The sequence below is a fragment of the Streptomyces sp. JLSY215 genome (genome assembly GCF_059682825.1).
The window spans coordinates 2,155,297-2,173,995 of sequence record NZ_CM185022.1; the positions used below are offsets into that span (position 1 = coordinate 2,155,297).

Annotated in this window: 18 protein-coding genes; 10 read left to right on the forward strand and 8 right to left on the reverse strand. The window is 73.6% G+C overall.

Annotated elements, in window-relative coordinates:
- Window positions 1-46 precede the first annotated feature (46 nt).
- From AC5677_RS09695 to AC5677_RS09710, 4 genes are all read left to right on the forward strand, one after another.
- The gene (locus tag AC5677_RS09695; RefSeq protein WP_497194614.1) at window positions 47-1,072 is read left to right on the forward strand and encodes a hypothetical protein; all 1,026 of its coding nucleotides are present in this window, start codon (window positions 47-49) and stop codon (window positions 1,070-1,072) included.
- Window positions 1,073-1,176: 104 nt separating this feature from the next.
- The gene (locus tag AC5677_RS09700) at window positions 1,177-2,340 is read left to right on the forward strand and encodes a histidine kinase (protein ID WP_497196560.1); all 1,164 of its coding nucleotides are present in this window, start codon (window positions 1,177-1,179) and stop codon (window positions 2,338-2,340) included.
- A gap of 14 nt (window positions 2,341-2,354) precedes the next feature.
- Window positions 2,355-3,056 carry a response regulator transcription factor gene (locus AC5677_RS09705; protein ID WP_497196561.1) on the forward strand — a complete coding sequence of 234 codons (702 nt, stop codon included), beginning with the start codon at window positions 2,355-2,357 and terminating at the stop codon, window positions 3,054-3,056.
- Window positions 3,057-3,224: 168 nt separating this feature from the next.
- On the forward strand, window positions 3,225-3,803 hold the full coding sequence (locus tag AC5677_RS09710; RefSeq protein WP_497194615.1) for a hypothetical protein: 579 nt from the start codon (window positions 3,225-3,227) through the stop codon (window positions 3,801-3,803).
- Between the two features lie 40 nt (window positions 3,804-3,843).
- Here the strand turns inward: AC5677_RS09710 and AC5677_RS09715 are convergent, their stop codons facing one another.
- Complete coding sequence (locus AC5677_RS09715) at window positions 3,844-5,064, reverse strand: hypothetical protein (protein ID WP_497196562.1); 1,221 nt, start codon at window positions 5,062-5,064, stop codon at window positions 3,844-3,846.
- Window positions 5,064-6,035: a 5-dehydro-4-deoxyglucarate dehydratase gene (locus AC5677_RS09720; protein ID WP_497194616.1), complete on the reverse strand. Its 972-nt coding sequence runs from the start codon at window positions 6,033-6,035 to the stop codon at window positions 5,064-5,066. The genes AC5677_RS09715 and AC5677_RS09720 overlap by 1 nt, the downstream gene beginning before the upstream one ends.
- Window positions 6,036-6,308: 273 nt before the next feature.
- On the opposite strand from AC5677_RS09720, the gene AC5677_RS09725 reads away from it, so the two are divergent.
- The 4 genes from AC5677_RS09725 (at window position 6,309) to AC5677_RS09740 (ending at window position 9,874) form a co-directional block, all read left to right on the forward strand.
- Entirely contained in the window at window positions 6,309-7,127 is an 819-nt protein-coding gene (locus tag AC5677_RS09725; protein ID WP_497194617.1) for an NAD-dependent epimerase/dehydratase family protein, read from the forward strand.
- Between the two features lie 138 nt (window positions 7,128-7,265).
- Window positions 7,266-7,538, forward strand: coding sequence for a GlsB/YeaQ/YmgE family stress response membrane protein (locus tag AC5677_RS09730; protein WP_497196563.1), 273 nt, complete (start codon window positions 7,266-7,268; stop codon window positions 7,536-7,538).
- A gap of 85 nt (window positions 7,539-7,623) precedes the next feature.
- On the forward strand, window positions 7,624-8,811 hold the full coding sequence (locus AC5677_RS09735) for a TerD family protein (protein ID WP_497194618.1): 1,188 nt from the start codon (window positions 7,624-7,626) through the stop codon (window positions 8,809-8,811).
- A gap of 196 nt (window positions 8,812-9,007) precedes the next feature.
- Complete coding sequence (locus AC5677_RS09740; protein WP_497194619.1) at window positions 9,008-9,874, forward strand: class I SAM-dependent methyltransferase; 867 nt, start codon at window positions 9,008-9,010, stop codon at window positions 9,872-9,874.
- On the opposite strand, the gene AC5677_RS09745 is transcribed toward AC5677_RS09740, so the two are convergent.
- Together AC5677_RS09745 and AC5677_RS09750 are read right to left on the reverse strand one after the other, a co-directional pair.
- Window positions 9,858-11,309 carry an alkaline phosphatase PhoX gene (locus tag AC5677_RS09745; protein ID WP_497194620.1) on the reverse strand — a complete coding sequence of 484 codons (1,452 nt, stop codon included), beginning with the start codon at window positions 11,307-11,309 and terminating at the stop codon, window positions 9,858-9,860. The genes AC5677_RS09740 and AC5677_RS09745 overlap by 17 nt on opposite strands.
- 178 nt (window positions 11,310-11,487) lie before the next feature.
- The gene (locus AC5677_RS09750) at window positions 11,488-12,972 is read right to left on the reverse strand and encodes a hypothetical protein (protein WP_497194621.1); all 1,485 of its coding nucleotides are present in this window, start codon (window positions 12,970-12,972) and stop codon (window positions 11,488-11,490) included.
- A gap of 234 nt (window positions 12,973-13,206) precedes the next feature.
- Here AC5677_RS09750 and AC5677_RS09755 point away from each other — a divergent pair, with 234 nt between their 5' ends.
- Together AC5677_RS09755 and AC5677_RS09760 are read left to right on the forward strand one after the other, a co-directional pair.
- Window positions 13,207-15,045, forward strand: a complete 1,839-nt coding sequence (locus AC5677_RS09755) for a DUF8508 domain-containing protein (protein WP_497194622.1) — start codon at window positions 13,207-13,209, stop codon at window positions 15,043-15,045.
- 195 nt (window positions 15,046-15,240) lie between these two features.
- Window positions 15,241-15,381, forward strand: a complete 141-nt coding sequence (locus tag AC5677_RS09760; RefSeq protein ID WP_497194623.1) for a hypothetical protein — start codon at window positions 15,241-15,243, stop codon at window positions 15,379-15,381.
- A gap of 74 nt (window positions 15,382-15,455) precedes the next feature.
- On the opposite strand, the gene AC5677_RS09765 is transcribed toward AC5677_RS09760, so the two are convergent.
- The 4 genes from AC5677_RS09765 to dapD all read right to left on the reverse strand — a co-directional run bounded on the left by AC5677_RS09765 (window position 15,456) and on the right by dapD (window position 18,598).
- A complete protein-coding gene (locus AC5677_RS09765) occupies window positions 15,456-16,442 on the reverse strand; it encodes an EI24 domain-containing protein (protein ID WP_497194624.1) in 987 nt (328 codons plus the stop codon).
- Between the two features lie 98 nt (window positions 16,443-16,540).
- Window positions 16,541-17,212: a hypothetical protein gene (locus AC5677_RS09770; protein ID WP_497194625.1), complete on the reverse strand. Its 672-nt coding sequence runs from the start codon at window positions 17,210-17,212 to the stop codon at window positions 16,541-16,543.
- Window positions 17,209-17,391, reverse strand: a complete 183-nt coding sequence (locus AC5677_RS09775) for a hypothetical protein (protein ID WP_497194626.1) — start codon at window positions 17,389-17,391, stop codon at window positions 17,209-17,211. The genes AC5677_RS09770 and AC5677_RS09775 overlap by 4 nt, the downstream gene beginning before the upstream one ends.
- Before the next feature lie 199 nt (window positions 17,392-17,590).
- Window positions 17,591-18,598, reverse strand: coding sequence for a 2,3,4,5-tetrahydropyridine-2,6-dicarboxylate N-succinyltransferase (gene dapD / locus AC5677_RS09780; RefSeq protein ID WP_497194627.1), 1,008 nt, complete (start codon window positions 18,596-18,598; stop codon window positions 17,591-17,593).
- Window positions 18,599-18,699: the final 101 nt, after the last annotated feature.

An 18,699-nucleotide genomic window follows, 5' to 3' on the forward strand; every position in this document is an offset into this window, starting at 1 on the left:
GGCGCGGACGAGGCGGCGGAGCGGCGGCGCCGGAAGGCTGGTCACCATGACCACACAGACCCGCCACCGCACCCCGGCCGCCGCAACTCCCGCCCCCCGAAAGGGCGTTCGCAGCGCGCTGCGGGCCGTCACCCTCGCCGCCTGCGTCCCCTACCTCTCCCTCAAGATCGCCTGGGTCGCGGGGAGCCGGCTGGGCATCCCCGAGGGCAGCGCGCTGCGCAAGGACGGCAACTCCCTGATGGCGCTGAACGCGCTCACCCTGCTGATGGACGGCATGGTGATCCTGCTGGCGTTCCTGCTCACCCGGCCCTGGGGGCGGAAGGTCCCGGCCTGGCTGCTGGCGCTGCCGATGTGGTGCGCGACCGGGCTGCTGGCCCCGATCCTCACGGCGTTCCCGGTCCAGACGCTGACCGCCGCGCTGCGGGGCTCGAAGGTCACCGACGGCGAGGCCGCCGCACTGCTCGACCCCTGGGTGTGGAGCATCGTCTACTCCGGCTTCATCGTCCAGGCCCTGGCCCTGGGCGCCCTCTTCGTCCTGTACGCCAGGGACCGCTGGAGCCATCTGTGGCGCGGCCGGGTCGGGGACCTGCCCGACGGCCCGAGCCGCCCCGCGCGCCGGGTGGTCGGGGGCGTGGCGATCGCGCTGAGCCTGTTCCCCGCCGCGATGCACCTGCTGTGGGCCCTCGGCGGCACGGCCGGTCTCAGCGCCCAGCGGGTCGCGGCGCAGGATCTCAACGCCCGTGTGAACGACGCCTCCTACGTCCTGTTCTCGGTGCTCCTGGTGGCCGGTGTGCTGATGCTCGGACACGGGCGCGGGCGCCGGATCCCCGTCCTCGTACCGCTGGCCGCCGTCTGGACCGGCGCGGGCGCCCTGGCCTGCTGGGGCGGCTGGCTGATGCTGACCACGCTGAACTGTGCGCCGGGTGACCCGAAGTTGCCCACTCCGGTGATGAGCCTGACCTACTGTGTGCAGATGATCACCGGGATATTGGTGGCCGCCGCCGGGGCCTACTTCTTCGCCGAGCGCGAGGCGAAGCACGCGGCCGTGTGCGAGGCCGTGCGGTGCGACTGAACCGGCCGGCGCGGAACCGACCGCGGCCGAAGGGGCTGTGGCCGAAGGCGCTGCGACGGCACGCACTGCGCTGGGTCCATCTGGTGATCGGCGGCGCGATCCTGATGCCGTATTTCCTGGTGACGTCGGTCATCGTGTCGCTGGCCATGGACGGCGCCGACCCGTACCACCACGTCGAGATCCAGTTCATCGCGTTCGGCGCCGCCCTGCCCCTCGCCTGGCTGGCCGCGCTGTCCTTCGCGCCGGCCCGGCCGATCGCGGTGAGCGCCGTACGGACGTTCTGCGGCGTGCCGGGGGAACTGCTGGCCGACGGGCCGGGGCACTCGTGGGCCGCCCGGCGGCGTACCGCGCTGTGGTTCCTGCTGCACCAGGCGGCCGGCGGCATCGTGAGCGGGATGTCGCTGGCCGCGCCGCCGGCCGCGGTGGTGCTGCTGGCGATGCCGTTCTGGCCGGCGCTGCGGCGCGGCTTCCCGGCGTGGCAGCAGGCCGTCCCCGGTGCGCTCGGGCCGCTCGCCGGGGTGGCGCTGATGGCCCTGGTGGCGGGCACGGCCTGGGGGGCCGGGACGCTGCTGGCCCGTCTGGCGCCGGTGCTGCTGGGCCCCACGCCCGCCGACCGGCTGGCCGCCGCCGAGCGCCGCGCCGCCGACCTGGCCTCCCGCAACCGGCTGGCCCGTGAGCTGCACGACTCCGTGGGGCATGCGCTGAGCGCGGTCACCCTCCAGGCGAGCGCGGCGGGCCGGGTGCTGGACACGGACCCGGAGTTCGCCCGCCAGGCGTTGCGGGCCATCGAGGAGACCACCCGCGATGCGGTCGCCGAACTGGACACCGTACTGGGGCTGTTGCGCGAGGAGAGCGGCGCCGAGCCGACCGCGCCGGCGCCCACCCTGGACGGCCTGGACGCCCTTCTGGACCGTACCCGCGCGGCGGGCCTGGGCATCGAGGCGACGGTCGAGGGAGCGTACGCGGGACTGCCGCCGGTGGTCTCGCGGGAGGCGTACCGGATCGTGCAGGAGGGGCTGAGCAATGCCCTGCGGCACGCCGGGCCGGTGACGGTGACGCTGCAACTGCGTGTAAACGAGGGAGAGTTGAGGCTGACGATGGAGAATCCGGTGGCTGCGGACAGAGCGACGGACCGCACCGGCGGCGGCCGCGGCCTGCGCGGGATCGGCGAGCGGGCCCGGCTGCTGGGCGGCGAGACGACGGCCGCCGCGCACGAGGGCGTCTGGCGGCTGACGGCGGCCCTGCCGATCGCGGGGGCGGCACGGTGAACGGGGACGGCACGGTGAACGGGGACGGCACGGCGCGCGAGGGCGAGGGCGCCCCCGCGCTGCGGATCTTCCTCGCCGACGACGAGCGGATGGTGCGGACGGCGCTGCGCGCGATCCTGGGCGCCGAGGCCGATATGGAGGTGGTCGGGGAGGCCGCCACCGGCGCCGAGGCGGTGCCGCTGATCCGTGAACTGCGGCCGGACATCGTCCTGATGGACGTGCGGATGCCGGAGATCGACGGGATCCGGGCGACCGAGCAGGTGCTGGCGGGAATGCCGGAGCCGCCGCGCATCATCGTGGTGACGACCTTCGAGAACGATGCGTATGTGTATGACGCGCTGCGGGCCGGGGCCAGCGGGTTCCTGCTCAAACGGTGCGGGGCGCAGGAGCTGGTGCAGGCGGTACGGATGGTGGCGCACAGCGATTCGCTGCTGTTCCCGGCCGCGGTCCGTTCGCTGGCCGCCCGGCACGCCGGGGAACGGACCGCGGCCGGCGAGGGCGCGGGGGCGCTGCGGGCCCGGCTCTCGGACCGGGAGCGGGCGGTGCTGCGGCTGATGACGGCGGGGCTGACCAACGCCGAGATAGCGGACCGGCTGGGCGTCGGCCCGGCCACCGTGAAGACCCATGTGGCGGGGGTGCTGGCCAAGCTCGGCGTACGGGACCGGACCCAGGCGGTGATCGCGGCGTACGAGTGCGGTTTCGTACGGCCGGGATGACCACCCGGCGGTGCGGCCGCCGCTCCTGAGGTGCCGCCGTTCACCCATTCGTCCCGGCCGGGCGGGCCCGGCCGCCGCCGTACCGATTAGCTCGGGGATCAAGAGGCGCGGACCTTCCTCCGGTGGCACAACGGCGTGCCGCAGGCCGCGCGTCGTGGAGGTCCCGCCATGCGCCCCCTGCCACTGCTGAGAGCGGCCCGGCCGCTCACCGCCGTCGGGCTCTGCGCCGCCGCGTTCGCCCTCGCCGCGCCCGGGGCGTCCGCCGGCGACTTCGGGGAGGTCGAGGCCTCGCCGCGGCCCGCCGGGGCGGGCGCCGGCGTGTCGCTGGTCACCAGGGACTGCGGGCACAGCCGGTCCGCGACCGTCGACGCCGCCGCGCTGGGCGGCGGCACCGTCACGCTGCGGCCCGGCGCGCGCAAGGGGGTGCTGGTCGGCGAGGTCAGGGTCGGACCGGACATCCGGCCGGGCAACTACGGACTCGGCGGCAGATGCGCCGACGGCAAGGCCCTCACCGGCACGGTCAGCACCGGAACCGACACCGGCGTCGATACCGGCACCGGCCGGGACGGCGCGCGGGGTCCGACGCCCGGCGGCGGGGTGCGGACCGGTGCCCCCGCCAGCCGCGCCGGGGCCGCGGAGGAGAGCGCCGGCACCGCCGAGGTGCTCGCGGGTGCGAGCCTGATGCTGGCCGTTGCCGCCGGGGGCAGCTGGGTCCTGCGGCGCCGGCACGCGGGCCGCCGGGACTGACCCGGCCGGCGGCCCGCATGACGGCGGCCGGGAACGGCGCTCAGACCACCGGTCCGCCCGCGAGCGAGCGCAGCCCCTCCCGCACGGACGCCAGATCGGCGTCGCTCGCCAGGCCCGCGTGGTAGAGCCGCAGTTCGGTGGCGCCCAGCGAGGCGGCGTGCGCGGCGTCGGCGGCGAGCGTGTCCGGACGGCCGCCGAGGCCGGAGACGACGGTGAGGTTGGCGGCGACGGTGGCCCCCGCCGGGCGGTCACCGAAGGGGCCGAGTGCGTCGGTGCGGGCCCGCGCGTCGCCGGTGCACGGCACGACCACGCCGTCCGCATGCGCGAGGACCTCCGCCGGGTCCACCCCGGTGTCGGCGCCGCAGCGGTGCGCCGCGGGGTCGGCGTGCAGCAGCACCCGGAACGGGCCCGTCGCCGCGTCCCGTACGGCCCGCACCGCATCCCGCTGGAAGGACCGCGCCACCCCGTCGCGCCAGGCGCGCAGCACCCCCGCACGCTCCGCGCCGAGCAGTGCCTCGACGGCCGCCCACTCTCCCCCGCGCCCCGCCGCCCGCTCCCCCGGCCCGCCGTCCGCACCCGCCCACACCGGCTCCAGGGCACGCACCACGGCCGCCCTCAACTCCCCTGCGGGCAGGCCGAGTTCGCCGTACCCATGGGCACAGACCGCACAGAAGCACACCGACATCAGATACTGCGCGGCACCGGAGAGCGGCACCCCGCCGGTCTTGTCGTGGCCGTGCAGATGGGCCAGGCCGTACCAGCCGCAGGACTCCAGCTCGCCGCCGCGGGCGCCGGGCCGCACGGCCGCCTCGGCGGCGAGATCGACGAGGTGGGCGCGGACCTCGGGGCGGGCGATGCAGGGCGCCCAGGGGTACGGGTCGCCGTAGGCATTGCGGACGACGGAGTCCGGATGCTCGGCGCCCAGACGGGAGTTGTGCGCCAGGACGACCCAGGTGTGCACCTCCAGGCCCGCGGCGGTCAGCGCCCGCGCGGCCTCGCCGAAGGGGTCCGCGCCGGGCACCCAGTCCTGCGCGTACGGGCGCAGCGCCCGGCCCGCCCAGCGCGCCGGGTCGGGCGGGTAGAGGACGGCGGAGTGCCGGGCGGTGACGATGCGGTGGCGGGGGTGGCGCGGGGTGAGGGCGCGGGTGGAGTGGTAGGCGGCGGCCAGGGTGACCTGCTGGACGCCGAGGCCGGCGATGCGCTCAGCGGCTGCGGGGTCGCCGACCACGTCCCAGGGGTAGAGGAAGGCGGCGCTGCGCATCATGCCCCCGGAGCGGCCGCCGCCAGGCGCAGCCCGCGGTCGATGAGTCCGGCGAGCCGCTCGATGTGCGCGGGGGCCGGTTCGGTCAGCGGCGGCCGGACCTCGCCGACGTCCGGGCCGCGCAGCCGTACGCCGGCCTTGACCAGCGAAACGGCATAGCCGCGGCCCTGGTTGCGCAGTTCGACCAGCGGCCGGTAGAAGCCGTCCAGGAGCCGGGCGACGGTGTCCTGGTCGCCGGTGGCCAGCGCCCGGTGGAAGGCGAGGGCGATCTCGGGGGCGAAGGCGAAGACGGCGGAGGAGTAGCGGCGCACGCCCAGGCCCAGGTAGGCGGGGGCGGTGAGTTCGGCGGTGGGCAGGCCGTTGAAGTGGAGGAAGTCCTCGTCGGGGGCCTCGGTGCGGACCGCGCTGATGATGCGCTGGAGGAGGTCGAGGTCGCCCAGGCCGTCCTTGAGGCCGATGACGCCCGGCGTCCGGGCCAGCGCCGCGACGGTGGCGGGCTCGAAGACGGCGTTGTCGCGCTGGTAGACGATGACGGGCAGGGGCGTGGCGGCGGCGAGTTCGCGGTAGTGCCGCAGCAGGCCCTCCTGTCCGGCGGCGACGAGGTAGGGCGGCAGGGCGAGCAGCCCGTCGGCGCCCGCGTCCCGGGCGAGGCGGGCGAAGTGGCAGGCGAGCGCGGTGCCGTAGCCCGTGCCCGCGATCACCGGGACGCGGCCGCCGGCCTCCTCGGCCGCGGCGGCGACGCATTCGGCGAACTCCTCCGGCGTCAGCGCATGGAATTCGCCGGTGCCGCAGCAGGCGAAGACCGCGGCGGCGCCCGCCTCGATCCCGGCCCGCACATGGGCGCGGAACGTCCGCGGAGCCACGGCGCCGTCCTTCGCGTACGCGGTCACGGGAAAGAACAGCGGCCCGTCGAGACGGTCGGCGAGCTGGCGGGACCTCGCGGCGGTGACGGGGGGAGGATGTGCGGTCACGGGCTCTCCCTGGCGAGTTGAGACATCTGCCGTGCATGTTCATGATTGACGTCCATATTCATGAACAATGCGTACGCTAGGGCAGCCCACCATGCCGGTCAAGGCCCCACAACTCCCGCCGCGCAAGCGGATTCACCAGGTCGGTCAAGCGTCTTGACCGGTCGGCGAGGGCTTCCTAGCGTGTCCACGGATGTGAACGCCCGTACGCTCCTAGACACCCCCTACAGCCCTGCACCCCTACACCCCTGCAGCCCAGCGGAGGAGTCCCCGCCCATGACCGCACCCCGCACCGTTCTGCTCACCGGCGCCGCCGGCGGCCTCGGCACCCTGATGCGCGAGCTGCTGCCCCCTTACGGCTATGCACTGCGGCTCTTCGACCGGCGAACCATCGAGAACGCGGACGGCGCAGCGGACGCCGTCACCGCCGAACTCGCCGACACCGAGGCGCTGCGGAAGGCGGTACAGGGCGTCGACGCGATCGTCCATCTCGCGGGCATCTCCCTGGAGGCCCCGTTCGAGGAGATCCTGCGGGCCAACATCGAAGGCACCTACCAGCTCTACGAGGCGGCGCGCGAGGCGGGCGTGCGCCGCATCGTCTTCGCCTCCTCCAACCACGCCGTCGGCTTCACCCCGCGCCCCGAGGACGGCTCCGGCGCGATCCCCGTCGGCACCCCCCGCCGGCCCGACACCTATTACGGCCTGTCCAAGGGCTTCGGCGAGGACCTCGCCTCCCTCTACTGGGACCTGCACGGCATCGAGACCGTCTCCATCCGCATCGGCTCCTGCTACCCCGAACCCACCACGGTGCGGATGCTGTCGATCTGGCTGAGCCCGGCCGACGCCGCGCGGCTGCTGCACGCCGCGCTCACCGCCCCGGACGTGGGGCACACCGTCGTCTACGGTTCCTCCGCCAACACCCGCCTGTGGTGGGACCTGTCGTCCGCCCGCGCGCTCGGCTACGTCCCGCAGGACGACTCCGAGCCCTACGCCGCCGGGCTGATCGCCGCCCAGGGCGCGCTCGACCCCGGCAACCCGGAACACGCGCACCTCGGCGGCGCCTTCTGCACCGACCCGCCCCGGTGGCCGCACTGAACGCGGTCCGCGCCACGCCGTGAAGGTGGTCCGCGCCACGCCGTGAACGTGGTCCGCACCACGCCGGGGAACCCGCGCCGTCCGGGCGGCGTCCTGGTGGGTGTACCGATCTCTCCCGGCAGGAACGAGGAACACCTCATGGGCATCGTCACCTGGCTCGTACTGGGCCTGATCGCGGGCGTCATCGCCAAGGTCCTGTTGCCGGGACGGGACCCGGGCGGCCTGGTCGGCACGACCCTGATCGGCATCGCCGGCTCCTTCATCGGCGGCTGGCTGTCCACGAAGATCCTGCACCGCCCGATACCGAAGGACATCGGCGAGCCCTCCATGTGGATCTCCTCGATCGCCGGGGCCCTGGTCCTGCTGATCGCCTACCGCCTGCTCTTCGGCAACTCCCGCGAACGGCACTGAGGATCCGCACGGCGGCCGCCGGCGGGCGCGTGCCGGGTAATGGAACCGCAAAAGCCGACCGATCGTTACCTCTGACATGACCGCTATGACTCCTGGCTCGAATCTCCCCCTCAACGCCACGCGGGTGGCGGTGGACGTCACCGCCCCCGCGCAGCTGGATGTGTCGGGCCTGCTCCTCACCGCCAACGGCAAGGTGCGCTCCGACGACGACTTCGTCTTCTACAACCAGCCCAACGGCCCCGGTGTGACCCACACCGCGGCGGCCGGCGGCAGCGGCGACGCCATCACGGTGGACACCTCCGCGGTGCCCGAGGGCATCGAGAAGATCGTGGTCACCGCGAGCCTGGACGCGCCCGGTGCGACCTTCGCCGGCACCGAACCGACCGGCACGATCCGCAACGCCGACGACGGCAGCGTGATCGCCTCCTTCACCCCGCCGCAGCTGGGGACCGAGACCGCCCTGGTCGTCGTCGAGCTCTACCGCCGCAACGGCGCCTGGAAGGTCCGCGCGGTCGGCCAGGGCTACGCCAACGGACTGGCCGGGATCGCCACCGACTTCGGCGTCAGCGTGGAGGAGCCGGCCGCCCCGGCCGCCGCCCCGCAGACGCCGGCCGCTCCCCCCGCCCCGGCGCAGGCCGCCGCTCCCCCGGCTCCGTCCGCTCCCCCGGCGCAGGCCCCGGCGGCTCCGGGCACCGGCAAGATCAACCTCGACAAGGGCCGGGTCAGCCTCCAGAAGAACCAGACCGTCTCCCTCGTCAAGGGCGGCCAACCCCTGCTCAGCTCCGTCACGATGGGCCTGGGCTGGGAGCCCGCCTTCCACGGCAAGAGCATCGACCTGGACGCCTCCGTCATCGCCTACGGCCCCGACCGCAAGAAGATCGACAACTGCTTCTTCGGCAAGCTGATGATCCTCAACGGCTCGGTCCAGCACTCCGGCGACAACCTCACCGGCGACGGCTCCGGCGACGACGAGGTCATCACCGTCCATCTGGGCGGCCTCCCCCCGCAGGTCACCGGCCTGGTCTTCACGGTGAACTCCTTCTCCGGACAGAAGTTCTCCGACGTCGCCAAGGCCTACTGCCGGCTGAGCGACGCCGGCACGGGCGAGGAGCTGGTCCGCTTCGACCTCACGCACGCCGAGCCCCGCACGGGCGTGATGATGGCCAAGCTGATCCGCCAGTTCTCCGGCGAGTGGGAGATGACGGCGATGGGCGAGTTCGTCGACGCCCGGACGGTACGCGGCATGATCAAGCCGGCGGCCGCGGCGCTGTAACGCCGCGCCGCGCCCGGCCGCAGGGAGCCTCACCCCTGCGCCCGCAGCGGTACGGGGCCGCCGCCACGGCCCCGCCGCTGCGCGGGCGGCGGGGAAGGGGGACACCGGGCGTGGTGACGCCCCTCTCCCGGCCTCAGGATTCACAATCGTGGCATCCGTACACGCGCCGGATCCCGCCCGTGAGGAGCCCTCGACCATGCCACAGCAACCGGACGGCGACGGCCCGGACCTTCCCGAACAGGTCGCCGCCCTCTACGGGGAGCACGACCTCGCCACCGTCCCCGCCTTCGCCGGCGGCTTCATCAACTTCGGCTACTGGGCATGGCTGCCGGACGGCACCGACGAGCCGCTGAGCGAGGCCGACCGGGTCCGCAGCGAGCAGGAGCTCTACCGCCTGGTGCTGAGCACCTTCGAGCGGACGCGGGGCCGCAGCGCCCTGGAGGTCGGCTGCGGGCGCGGGCTGGGCTGCGCGCTGGCGCTGCGGGAGTTCGGCCTGGGGCCGGTGACCGGCCTGGACGTGCACCCGGACCAGATCGCCCGCGCCCGCGAGGCGAACACCGACCTGCTGGCCGCGCCCCCGGACACCACCGCCCGGCTGGACTTCGTCGAGGGCGCCGCCCAGCGCCTCCCGCTGCCCACCGCGAGCGTCGACTGCCTCTACTCCGTCGAGGCCGCCCAGCACTTCCGCGACCTGGCCGGCTTCGCCAGGGAGACCGCGCGGGTGCTGCGCCCGGACGGCCGGATGGCGCTGACGACGTTCTTCGCCCGCATCCCCGAAGCCGCCCGCGCGCTGCCCGAGCTGCTGCCCCCGTACGCCGACGGCCTGGACGTCCCGTACGTCATCGACGACGTGGTCGAGACGCTGGCCGCGGCCGGGCTGCGGGACGTCCAGGTGCGGGCGATCGGCGAGGGGGTCTGGGAGCCGTACGACCGCTATATGGCCCAGCGGCGGGAGCTGCGCGACGAATGGCCGCGGCACTATCTGACGGCGTACCGGACCGGTCTGCTGGACTACTACGTCATCACGGCCGCGGCGCCGGACTCCCTCAGCGCTGCCGCCTGATGCGCTTCCACGGCCCGGTGATCGCCAGCATGATCCCCGGCTCCTGGATGTTGGCGAACAGCGTCCGCCCGTCGGGCGAGAAGACCGGCCCGGTGAACTCGCTGAATTCCGGCTTGTCGGCCGTGCCGATGTTGAGTTCGTTGCGGGCGACGGGATAGGTGCGGCCGTCCTCGGTCGCCCCGAACAGATGCTGGACGCCCTCGCCGTCCTCGGCGATGATCAGCCCGCCGTAGGGCGAGACGCTGATGTTGTCGGGGCCGTCGAACGCGCCGTCCTTGCCAGGGTCCGGGTTGACGCCGAAGCGCACCTTGAGGGTCAGCGTCCGCCGCCGCGGGTCGTAGAACCACACCTGCCCGTCGTGCTGGACGGGGCTCTCCTCGCGGGCGAAGGAGGAGACGATGTACGCGCCGCCGTCCGCCCACCACATCCCCTCCAGCTTGCGGGCGCGGGTGATCTCCCCCTCGGGGAACTGCTTGCGGACCGAGACGGTGCGGGCGTCGCGGTCGGGGACCTCGATCCAGTCGACGCCGTAGACCGTGCCGACCTTGGTGGCGCGCGAGAGGTCGTCGACGTAACGGCCGCCGGAGTCGAAGCACTTGGGGGCGGCCAGCACACCGGCGTCATCGGCCAGCGTCCGCAGCCTGCCGCGGCCGTGCTCGAAGCCCTTGGGCGGGGTCCAGCGGTAGAGCAGTCCGTTGGGGCCCGCGGCGTCCTCGGTCAGGTAGAGGTGGCCGCGCCGGGGGTCGACGACCACGGCCTCGTGGGCGTAGCGGCCCAGCGCCTTGACGGGCTTCGGATCGCGGCCGGCCTTCCGGTCGTGGGGGTCGACCTCGAAGACATAGCCGTGGTCCTTGGTCATGCCGTGCTGGCCGGCCTTGTCCTCGTTCTCCTCGCAGGTCAGCCAGGTGCCCCAAGGGGTGGTCCCGCCCGCGCAGTTGGTGGACGTACCGGCGATGCCGATCCATTCGCCGACCGGGGTGCCGTCCTTGGCGACCTCGACGACGGTGCAGCCGCCGGCCGCCGCCGGGTCGTAGACCAGGCCGTCGGCCAGCGGCACCGGATGCGGCCAGTCGGCGCGCGGGCCCTTGAGCTCGTGGTTGTTGACGAGCAGGGTGGTGCCGCGGTGGCCCGCGAAGGTGCCGGTGCCGTCATGGTTGGAGGGGGTGGACTCCCCGCTCTCCAGCTTGGTCACACCGGTCCGGGTGATGATGCGGTACGAGAATCCGGCGGGCAGCGCGAGGATGCCGTCCGGGTCCGGGAACAGCGGGCCGTAGCCGACGGCCCGGTCGTCCGCGGTGCCGTCGGGCCCGGCGTCCGGGGCCTGCTCCGCGAGGGCGCCGGGCGCGGTGGCCAGCACGCCGACGCTGCCGGCCAGCGCCACCGAGGCGCCGGTGAGGGCGGAACGCTTGGCGAAGTCTCTCCGGGTGAACGGCATAGTCATCTCCTGGACGGCCGGTTTCTTCCCTTGTGTCTGTGCTGCGCCGCACACGCTCTCGTGCGCCGTCGAACTCCAGTTGAACGCGGCCCGACGCCGAGGAAGCCGTTGCCCCTCACACACGAGCAGCGGGTGGCCGGTCCGGCCACCCGCTGCACACACCGAGGAACCGCCCCGTTCAGCCCGCCCGTCGCGACCGCGCCTTGAACGCGGCCTTGCGGGCCTCCTTGGCGGCCTTCTTGTCCGGGTGCAGCCGGCCCATGGCCTCCAGGACATCGGCGGTGGCCGGGTGATCGACCCGCCAGACCGTGTCGAAGAACCCGCTGTGCTGCTCGGTCAGGCTCTGGACGAGGTCGCGCAGCTCGGCCGCCGTCTCGTCGTCCGCGCCCTCCAGCTGCGCCGCGATGGTGTCCACCGTCAGCCAGAAGATCATGTCCTGGGACGGCTCGGGGATGCCCGGCAGCGCGCGCTCGGCGAGCCAGACCCGGGCCAGGCCGCCCAGCTGCCGGTCGCCGAGGACCTCACGCAGCGCGGCCTCGGCGTCCGGGGAGACCAGCGAGAGGGTCTGCTGGGCGGCGAGCCGGCGCAGCGGGGCGCGCCCGTCGTCGCCGCGGGCGGCCCCCAGCAGATCGCGGGCGGCGTCGAGGGGCGTACGGGCGGCGAGCCACAGCTCGGACTCGGCCTGGGCGAGCGGCTCGGGGTAGTCGGGCAGCTCTTCCAGGAGGACGTCGGCGCCCTTGCCGGTGAGGTCGCCGACGGCCGGGGCGTGGACACCGGCGTCCAGCATCCGGGCGCGGACGGCGTAGACGCCGAGCGGGGTGAGGCGGACCATGCCGTAGCGGGAGACGTCCTCGTCGGTGAGCGGCTCGGCCGACCGGACCGTTTCGCCCTGCTCGTCCAGCTCCTCGATGAGCGCCTCGTCGACCGGCTGGTAGGCGACCAGCCCGATCGGCTCCAGCACCCGGAACTGGTCGTCCAGGCGCATCATCGCCTCGGAGACCTCTTCGAGGATGTCGTCGGTGGGCTCGTCCATATCATCCGGGACGATCATGGAGGCGGCCAGCGCGGGCAGCGGAACGTCCTGGTCGGGGCGTTCGCTGACGGCGGTGAGCAGGTAGAGGTTGCCGAGGATGCCGTCCAGCAGCTCGGCCTCCTCCTCCGGGTTCCAGTCGATGGCGTCCAGGTCCAGTTCGCCGCCCTCGGCGATCTGGTCGGCGATGTCGGAGAAGTCGGGGGCGGCCGCATCGGCGAGCACCGTCTCCATGCCCTGGAGCCAGATGTCGAGGATGTCGCTCGGGCTGCCGGAGGTCAGCAGGCCCAGTTCCTCGCCCGGGGTGGCCGTGCCGACCGCGGCAGCTTCCTCGTCGCCGTCCTCGCTCTCGGCGCTCTCCTCGATCTCCACCAGTCCGGTGTCCACCGCCAGCTGCCAGGCCTCGGCGGTGTACGCGGGCCCGTCCTCGTCGCCCGCCAGGCCCAGGTGCTCGACGGCGGCGCCCAGCGCCTCCTCCAGGATCTCGCCGCCGGCGCCGACGGGCACGCCCCGCTCGGCCCAGCGGGCGAGCTTGGCGGCGCGGGCCATCAGCGGGGCGCCGAGCGCCTCCCGGGCCAGCTCCGCTTCGGAGTGCAGCCGCACCGGCGGCAGAGTGGGGCGGTCTGCGGACATCTGGGGCTCAGCTCCTCGGAGGGGACTACGGGCTCGTGCGACGCCCAAGCGTAGACGGAATTTGCCGTATCTCGGACGGTTCACCCGCGCGTACGCTCCCGGTCACCGGGAGAACCTTGACAACTTCCTTACCCAGCACGGAGATTGACGCGCGTAGCGTACGAGCGCCGGTCCCGCCCGCACGCTCCGTTCTCCTTCACCCCCCATACCCCCCATATTTTCCGGAGGCACTGCATGCCGTCCCCCCGTTCTCTCCGCAGACCGGCCGCCGTAGGCGTGGTGGCCGTGGCCGCTCTCACCGGCGGCCTGATCACGGCCACCCAGTCCGCCCACGCGGCCGGCACCCGCATCCATGACATCCAGGGCAGCACCCGAATATCCCCGCTCGCCGGGAAGCAGGTCAGCGAGGTGCCGGGCACGGTCACCGCGGTCCGCTCCTTCGGCTCGGCGCGGGGCTTCTGGGTGCAGGACACGCACCCGGACAAGGACGAGGCGACCAGCGAGGCCGTCTTCGTCTTCACCGGCAAGGAGACCCCGAAGGTCGCCGTGGGCGATGCGATCACCTTCGCCGGCACGGTCAGCGAGTACTACCCCGGCGGCAAGGACGCCGGCCTCCAGTCCGTCACCGAAATCACCGACGCCACCTGGAAGGTCACCGCCTCCAAGACCCCGCTGCCGGCCGCCTTCAAGCTCAACCCGTCCTCGGTGCCGGACAGTTACGCCCCCGCAGCGGGCGGCAAGAGCATCGAATCGCTCAAGCTGAAGCCCGCCTCGTACGCGCTGGACCGCTATGAGTCCCTGGAGGGCATGCGGGTCTCGCTCGGCAGCTCCCCCGTCGTCGGCGCGACCAACACCCACAACGAGCTGTGGGTGACCGCGGAGCCGCGGCACAACCGCACGGCCCGCGGCGGCACCCTCTACGGCTCGTACGCGGACCCCAACGGCGGCCGGATCAAGGTGCAGTCGCTGATCCCCTTCTCCCAGCGGCCGTTCCCGGTGGCCGACGTCGGCGACGAGCTGACCGGCACCACCGCCGGGCCGCTGGACTACGACAACTTCGGCGGCTACACCGTCCAGGCCACCGACCTGGGCAAGGTCACCGACCACGGCCCGGCCCCGGAGACCACCCGCAAGCAGAAGTCCGACGAGCTGGCCGTGGCCACGTACAACGTCGAGAACCTCTCCCCCACCACCCCGCAGGCCAAGTTCGACCGGCTGGCGAAGGCGCTGGTGCACAATCTGTCGGCGCCCGACGTGGTCGCGCTGGAAGAGGTCCAGGACGACAACGGCGCCACCGACGACGGCACGGTCACCGCCGAGGTCACCCTCAAGAAGCTCACCGACGCGATCAAGGCGGCGGGCGGCCCGGCGTACGAGTGGCGCCAGATCGACCCGCAGAACGACCAGGACGGCGGGCAGCCCGGCGGCAACATCCGCACCGCCTTCCTGTTCAACCCCCAGCGGGTGTCCTTCACGGACGTCAAGGGCGGCGACGCCACCACGCCGGTGAAGGTCGTCGACGACCACGGCAAGGCCGGGCTGTCCGTCTCGCCGGGCCGGATCGCGCCGGCCGACCAGGCGTGGAAGGCCAGCCGCAAGCCCCTCGTCGGGGAGTTCGCGCTCAAGAACCGCCCGGACAGCCGGGTGTTCGTGATCGCCAACCACTTCAACTCCAAGGGCGGCGACCAGGGCCTGGACAGCCGCTTCCAGCCGCCGGCCCGCAGCTCGGAGACCCAGCGCACCGCGCAGGCCAAGCTGGTCAACACCTTCGTCAAGGAGCTGCTGGCCAAGGACCCCAAGGCCGAGGTGGTGGTCGCCGGTGACCTCAACGACTACCAGTTCTCGCCCGCGCTGAAGAACCTGACGGCCGGCGGGGTGCTCACCGACCTGGTGGGCGGGCTGCCGAAGGCCGAGCGCTACGGCTACGTCTACCAGGGCAACTCCCAGGTCCTGGACCACATGCTCACCACCAAGGCGCTGGCCGGGACCGACTACGACATCGTCCACATCAACGCCGAGTACGCCGACCAGGCCAGCGACCACGACCCCCAGGTGCTGCGCGTCAAGCCCTAGTATCCGGCTGCCACCGGCTGTCACCGGCTGTCACCGCCCGTCACTCCATCGGCCCCGGTCCGGGCGCCGCGCGTCACCCGGGGTGCGCTACTGGGCTGGTAAGCACCGTTCCGGCTCACGGAGTCCGGCGGGGTCCGCGGGCCCCGTGGACCCCGTGAGCCCCTCGGGCCCAGCGAGCCCACCAAGGGAGTCAGCATGACGAAGGCGCAGGACCGTAAGCCGGGCAAGGAGCGTGCCGCCGAGCGGCGCACCGGACGCGAGCGGGAGCAGAGGATGCCGGAGGAGTCCGCCGCGGAGCGGACCCAGGACCTCAAGGCCCCCTCGCGGGAGACCTGACGTACGGGTGAGGGCCTTTGACGGCCGGACGGCCGCCGCACCTTCGGGTGCGGCGGCCGTTTCCGTGCGGGTGCTCAGTGCCCCTGGTGCGGCGGGTAGGGCGCGGGCGCCGGCCCGAATCCGCCGGGCGCGGGCTGCCCCGGCGCGGGCTGCCCATAGGGTCCGGCCTGCCCATGGGGCGCCGCCTGGCCGTACGGTGCCGCTTGACCGTAGGGCGCGGCCTGTCCGTACGGCGCGGCCTGTCCGTACGGCCCGCCCTGCGGCGGAGGGCCGCCCTCCGGCCCCCGCTCGTCCCCGTCCCGGTCCTGATCCCGGTCCCGGTCCTCGTCCGGTACGAGGTCCCGCACCAGCAGCGTCGCCCCCGCCACCGCACCCGGCATCAGCACCACGGCGATGAACGGGATCAGGAACAGCAGCACGATCGGGGTGCCGAAGCCGACGGCGAGCGCCTTGCGGCCGCGCAGCAGCCGCAGCCGCTCGCGGACCGGAACGTCGCGGCGCTGCATCGCCACCGAGGTCAGCTCGACGGCGAGGAAGAAGCCGTTGACGCAGAAGCCGATGACCGGGATCACGGCCTGCCCGATGAACGGCAGGAACCCGAGGGCGAACAGCAGGACGCCGAACCCGGCGGCCCGCAGCAGCACATGGACGCTGTCGCGCAGCGCGATCCAGATCTCCTGCCACAGCGGCCGGTCCGGCGCCGGCGGGCAGTACCCCTCGCTCTTCTCGACCTGCTCCGACAGCGACTCGTAGAAGGGGTCGCCGATCACCAGCGTGACGGCGGTGAAGGTCAGTACGGACAGCATCAGCGCGCCCGCGAACAGCAGCGCGACGAACAGCCCGCGCAGCAGGCCCTGCCAGGGCGAGCCCCAGTCGTCGGCGAACGGCGTCGCCCAGGCGGCGATATCGCCGGACCAGATGGCGAGCACGGTGAGCACCGCGCCGTACAGCACCAAGGCGATCAGCGCGGGGATCAGACCGAATCCCCACCACCGGCCGTGGCCGGCGACCCAGCGCTGCCCCTTGCCCAGATACCGCATCCCCGCTACAAGATCACGCATACGGCACAGCCTAACGGCGCCTCACGGGGCATTCGCACGCCCGTGCCGGATGGTTACGCAGGTGTGCCCGGCCCGGCACAGCGCGCCGCCCCGGGCCTTCACACCTCGCCGGCCAGCCGCCCCAACTGCCCCTGGAGCCGGTCGAGTCGGGCCTGCAGCACGGTCGCCTCGGCGCCGGGCCCCGGGGCCCGGCGGGCGGGGACCGCCTCCGCCGCGGCGCCGTCGCGTTTCTCCCGGTGGCCGGACACCACCCGCAGCCGGCCGCCGCCGATCCGCACGAAGTCCTCGAAGCTCACCTCGCCGCGCCCGGCCGCACAGCCCTTGCAGGCCCCGGCCAGCGCCCGCCAGCCGGTCCGCCCCCAGCCCGCGTCCACGAAGACCTCCGGCGGCAGCCCGCAGCCGCACGGCCCGATGCGCGCCACCCGTACCCGCTGGCGCGCATAGCGCATCCCGCGCTCGAAGCGGATGTACGCGCCGAGCACCGTGACCTCCAGGATCGCAGCCCGGCGGTGCGCGCCCACCCGGGCCAGGCCCTGCGCCGCGGCGAGGGTGTGCAGACAGTAGAAGCCGCAGTCGCAGCGCAGCGCCGGGCAGCGGTGCCGCCGGCCGTACATGCACCGCGCCTCGTCCACCACGCCGTACGGCTGCGCCCCGCCGATCGAGACCCCGGCGAACCCGATCCGGCCGCAGTCCTCGGACAGCACGGGGTTGGCCAGCTTGTATCCCCGGGGCGGCTCGGCGGGACGCTCCCTCGGCAGCCGCAGCCTCATCGCGTGACCAGCGCCCCGGCGAACTGCGCGCCCGGGTCCCCGGTCCCGCCCACCGTCACCTCGTCCAGCGGCTCGACGGCCGCCCAGGCCCCGGCCCCCCATTCCTCGGCCAGCACCTCCCCGGCCTGTGATGTCTCTTCCTCCGCGATGCCGACAGCGAGCGGTTTGCCCAGCCTCATGCCGCCTCCCGGCGCGGTCCGTGGAACACCGTCCCCGACATGGTGACCCACCCCCGGCCCCCTTGGCACCAGCGCAAAGCGGCCCCCGCTCCCGCGCCCGGAGCAAGCGCCGCTCCGCGCCCGCGCAGGCACCGGACACCGCCGCGGACACGCCGACGGCCCGGCGGGGCTTCCCACCGGGCCGTCGGGCGGTGCGGCGTCAGTTGTGGCTGTGCAGGATCTCGTTGAGACCGCCCCAGACCGCCTTGTTCGGACGGGCCTCGACGGTGCCGGTGGTGGAGTTGCGGCGGAAGAGGATGTTGTCGGCGCCGGAGAGCTCCAAGGCCTTGACGATCTGGCCGTCGGGCAGGGTGACGCGGGTGCCCGCGGTCACATACAGACCGGCCTCGACGACGCACTCGTCGCCCAGCGCGATACCGATACCGGACTCCGCGCCCAGCAGGCAGCGCTCGCCGATCGCGATGATCTGCTTGCCGCCGCCGGACAGGGTGCCCATGGTGGAGGCGCCGCCGCCGATGTCCGTACCGTCGCCGATGACGACGCCCGCGCTGATCCGGCCCTCGACCATGGAGGTGCCCAGCGTCCCGGCGTTGAAGTTGACGAATCCCTCGTGCATGACGGTGGTGCCGGACGCGAGGTGGGCACCCAGCCGCACCCGGTCGGCGTCGCCGATGCGCACGCCGGTCGGCGCGACGTAGTCGGTCATCCGCGGGAACTTGTCGATGCTGGTGACCATCAGGTGCAGCCCCTCGGCGCGGGCGTTCAGCCGCACCGACTCCACCTGGTCGACGGCCACCGGGCCGAGCGAGGTCCAGGCGACGTTCGCCAGCAGGCCGAACATGCCCTCCAGGCTCTGCCCGTGCGGCTTGACCAGCCGGTGGCTGAGGAGGTGCAGGCGCAGGTAGACGTCGTGCGCGTCCAGCGGCTTGTCGTCCAGCGAGGTGATGACCGTGCGGACGGCCACGACCTCCACGTCACGGACCGGGTCGGGACCGATCGCCTTGAGAGCGGCGGGGCCGAGCAGATCCGTGGCGCGGTCGTCCTCCAGCCGCTCGGTGCCGGCCGGGCCGAGGTCCTCGGAGGGCGCGGTGACCAGCTCGGGCGCCGGGTACCAGGTGTCGAGAATGGTGCCGTCGGAGGCGACGGTGGCGAGCCCGGCGGCGACGGCGCCGGTCGTACGGGAAGCGGAAGTAGCAGCATCGGTCATGCTCGAAACCTAACCGGAGCTCGCCCGCTCAGGCGAACCGGTCTCAGCGATCGGGCCCGGCCGTAGGGTCGCACCAACCGCTTCGTAGGGCCGTACGAGCC

Excerpts from the sequence above, each read along its gene's own strand:
- AC5677_RS09695 (WP_497194614.1), top strand. The coding sequence starts at position 47 with ATGACCACACAGACCCGCCACCGCACCCCGGCCGCCGCAACTCCCGCC.
- AC5677_RS09700 (WP_497196560.1), top strand. The coding sequence starts at position 1,177 with ATGCCGTATTTCCTGGTGACGTCGGTCATCGTGTCGCTGGCCATGGAC.
- AC5677_RS09710 (WP_497194615.1), top strand. The coding sequence starts at position 3,225 with ATGCGCCCCCTGCCACTGCTGAGAGCGGCCCGGCCGCTCACCGCCGTC.
- AC5677_RS09715 (WP_497196562.1), bottom strand. The coding sequence starts at position 5,064 with ATGCGCAGCGCCGCCTTCCTCTACCCCTGGGACGTGGTCGGCGACCCC.
- AC5677_RS09725 (WP_497194617.1), top strand. The coding sequence starts at position 6,309 with ATGACCGCACCCCGCACCGTTCTGCTCACCGGCGCCGCCGGCGGCCTC.
- AC5677_RS09730 (WP_497196563.1), top strand. The coding sequence starts at position 7,266 with ATGGGCATCGTCACCTGGCTCGTACTGGGCCTGATCGCGGGCGTCATC.
- AC5677_RS09735 (WP_497194618.1), top strand. The coding sequence starts at position 7,624 with ATGACTCCTGGCTCGAATCTCCCCCTCAACGCCACGCGGGTGGCGGTG.
- AC5677_RS09740 (WP_497194619.1), top strand. The coding sequence starts at position 9,008 with ATGCCACAGCAACCGGACGGCGACGGCCCGGACCTTCCCGAACAGGTC.
- AC5677_RS09745 (WP_497194620.1), bottom strand. The coding sequence starts at position 11,309 with ATGCCGTTCACCCGGAGAGACTTCGCCAAGCGTTCCGCCCTCACCGGC.
- AC5677_RS09750 (WP_497194621.1), bottom strand. The coding sequence starts at position 12,972 with ATGTCCGCAGACCGCCCCACTCTGCCGCCGGTGCGGCTGCACTCCGAA.
- AC5677_RS09755 (WP_497194622.1), top strand. The coding sequence starts at position 13,207 with ATGCCGTCCCCCCGTTCTCTCCGCAGACCGGCCGCCGTAGGCGTGGTG.
- AC5677_RS09760 (WP_497194623.1), top strand. The coding sequence starts at position 15,241 with ATGACGAAGGCGCAGGACCGTAAGCCGGGCAAGGAGCGTGCCGCCGAG.
- AC5677_RS09765 (WP_497194624.1), bottom strand. The coding sequence starts at position 16,442 with ATGCGTGATCTTGTAGCGGGGATGCGGTATCTGGGCAAGGGGCAGCGC.
- AC5677_RS09770 (WP_497194625.1), bottom strand. The coding sequence starts at position 17,212 with ATGAGGCTGCGGCTGCCGAGGGAGCGTCCCGCCGAGCCGCCCCGGGGA.
- AC5677_RS09775 (WP_497194626.1), bottom strand. The coding sequence starts at position 17,391 with ATGAGGCTGGGCAAACCGCTCGCTGTCGGCATCGCGGAGGAAGAGACA.
- dapD (WP_497194627.1), bottom strand. The coding sequence starts at position 18,598 with ATGACCGATGCTGCTACTTCCGCTTCCCGTACGACCGGCGCCGTCGCC.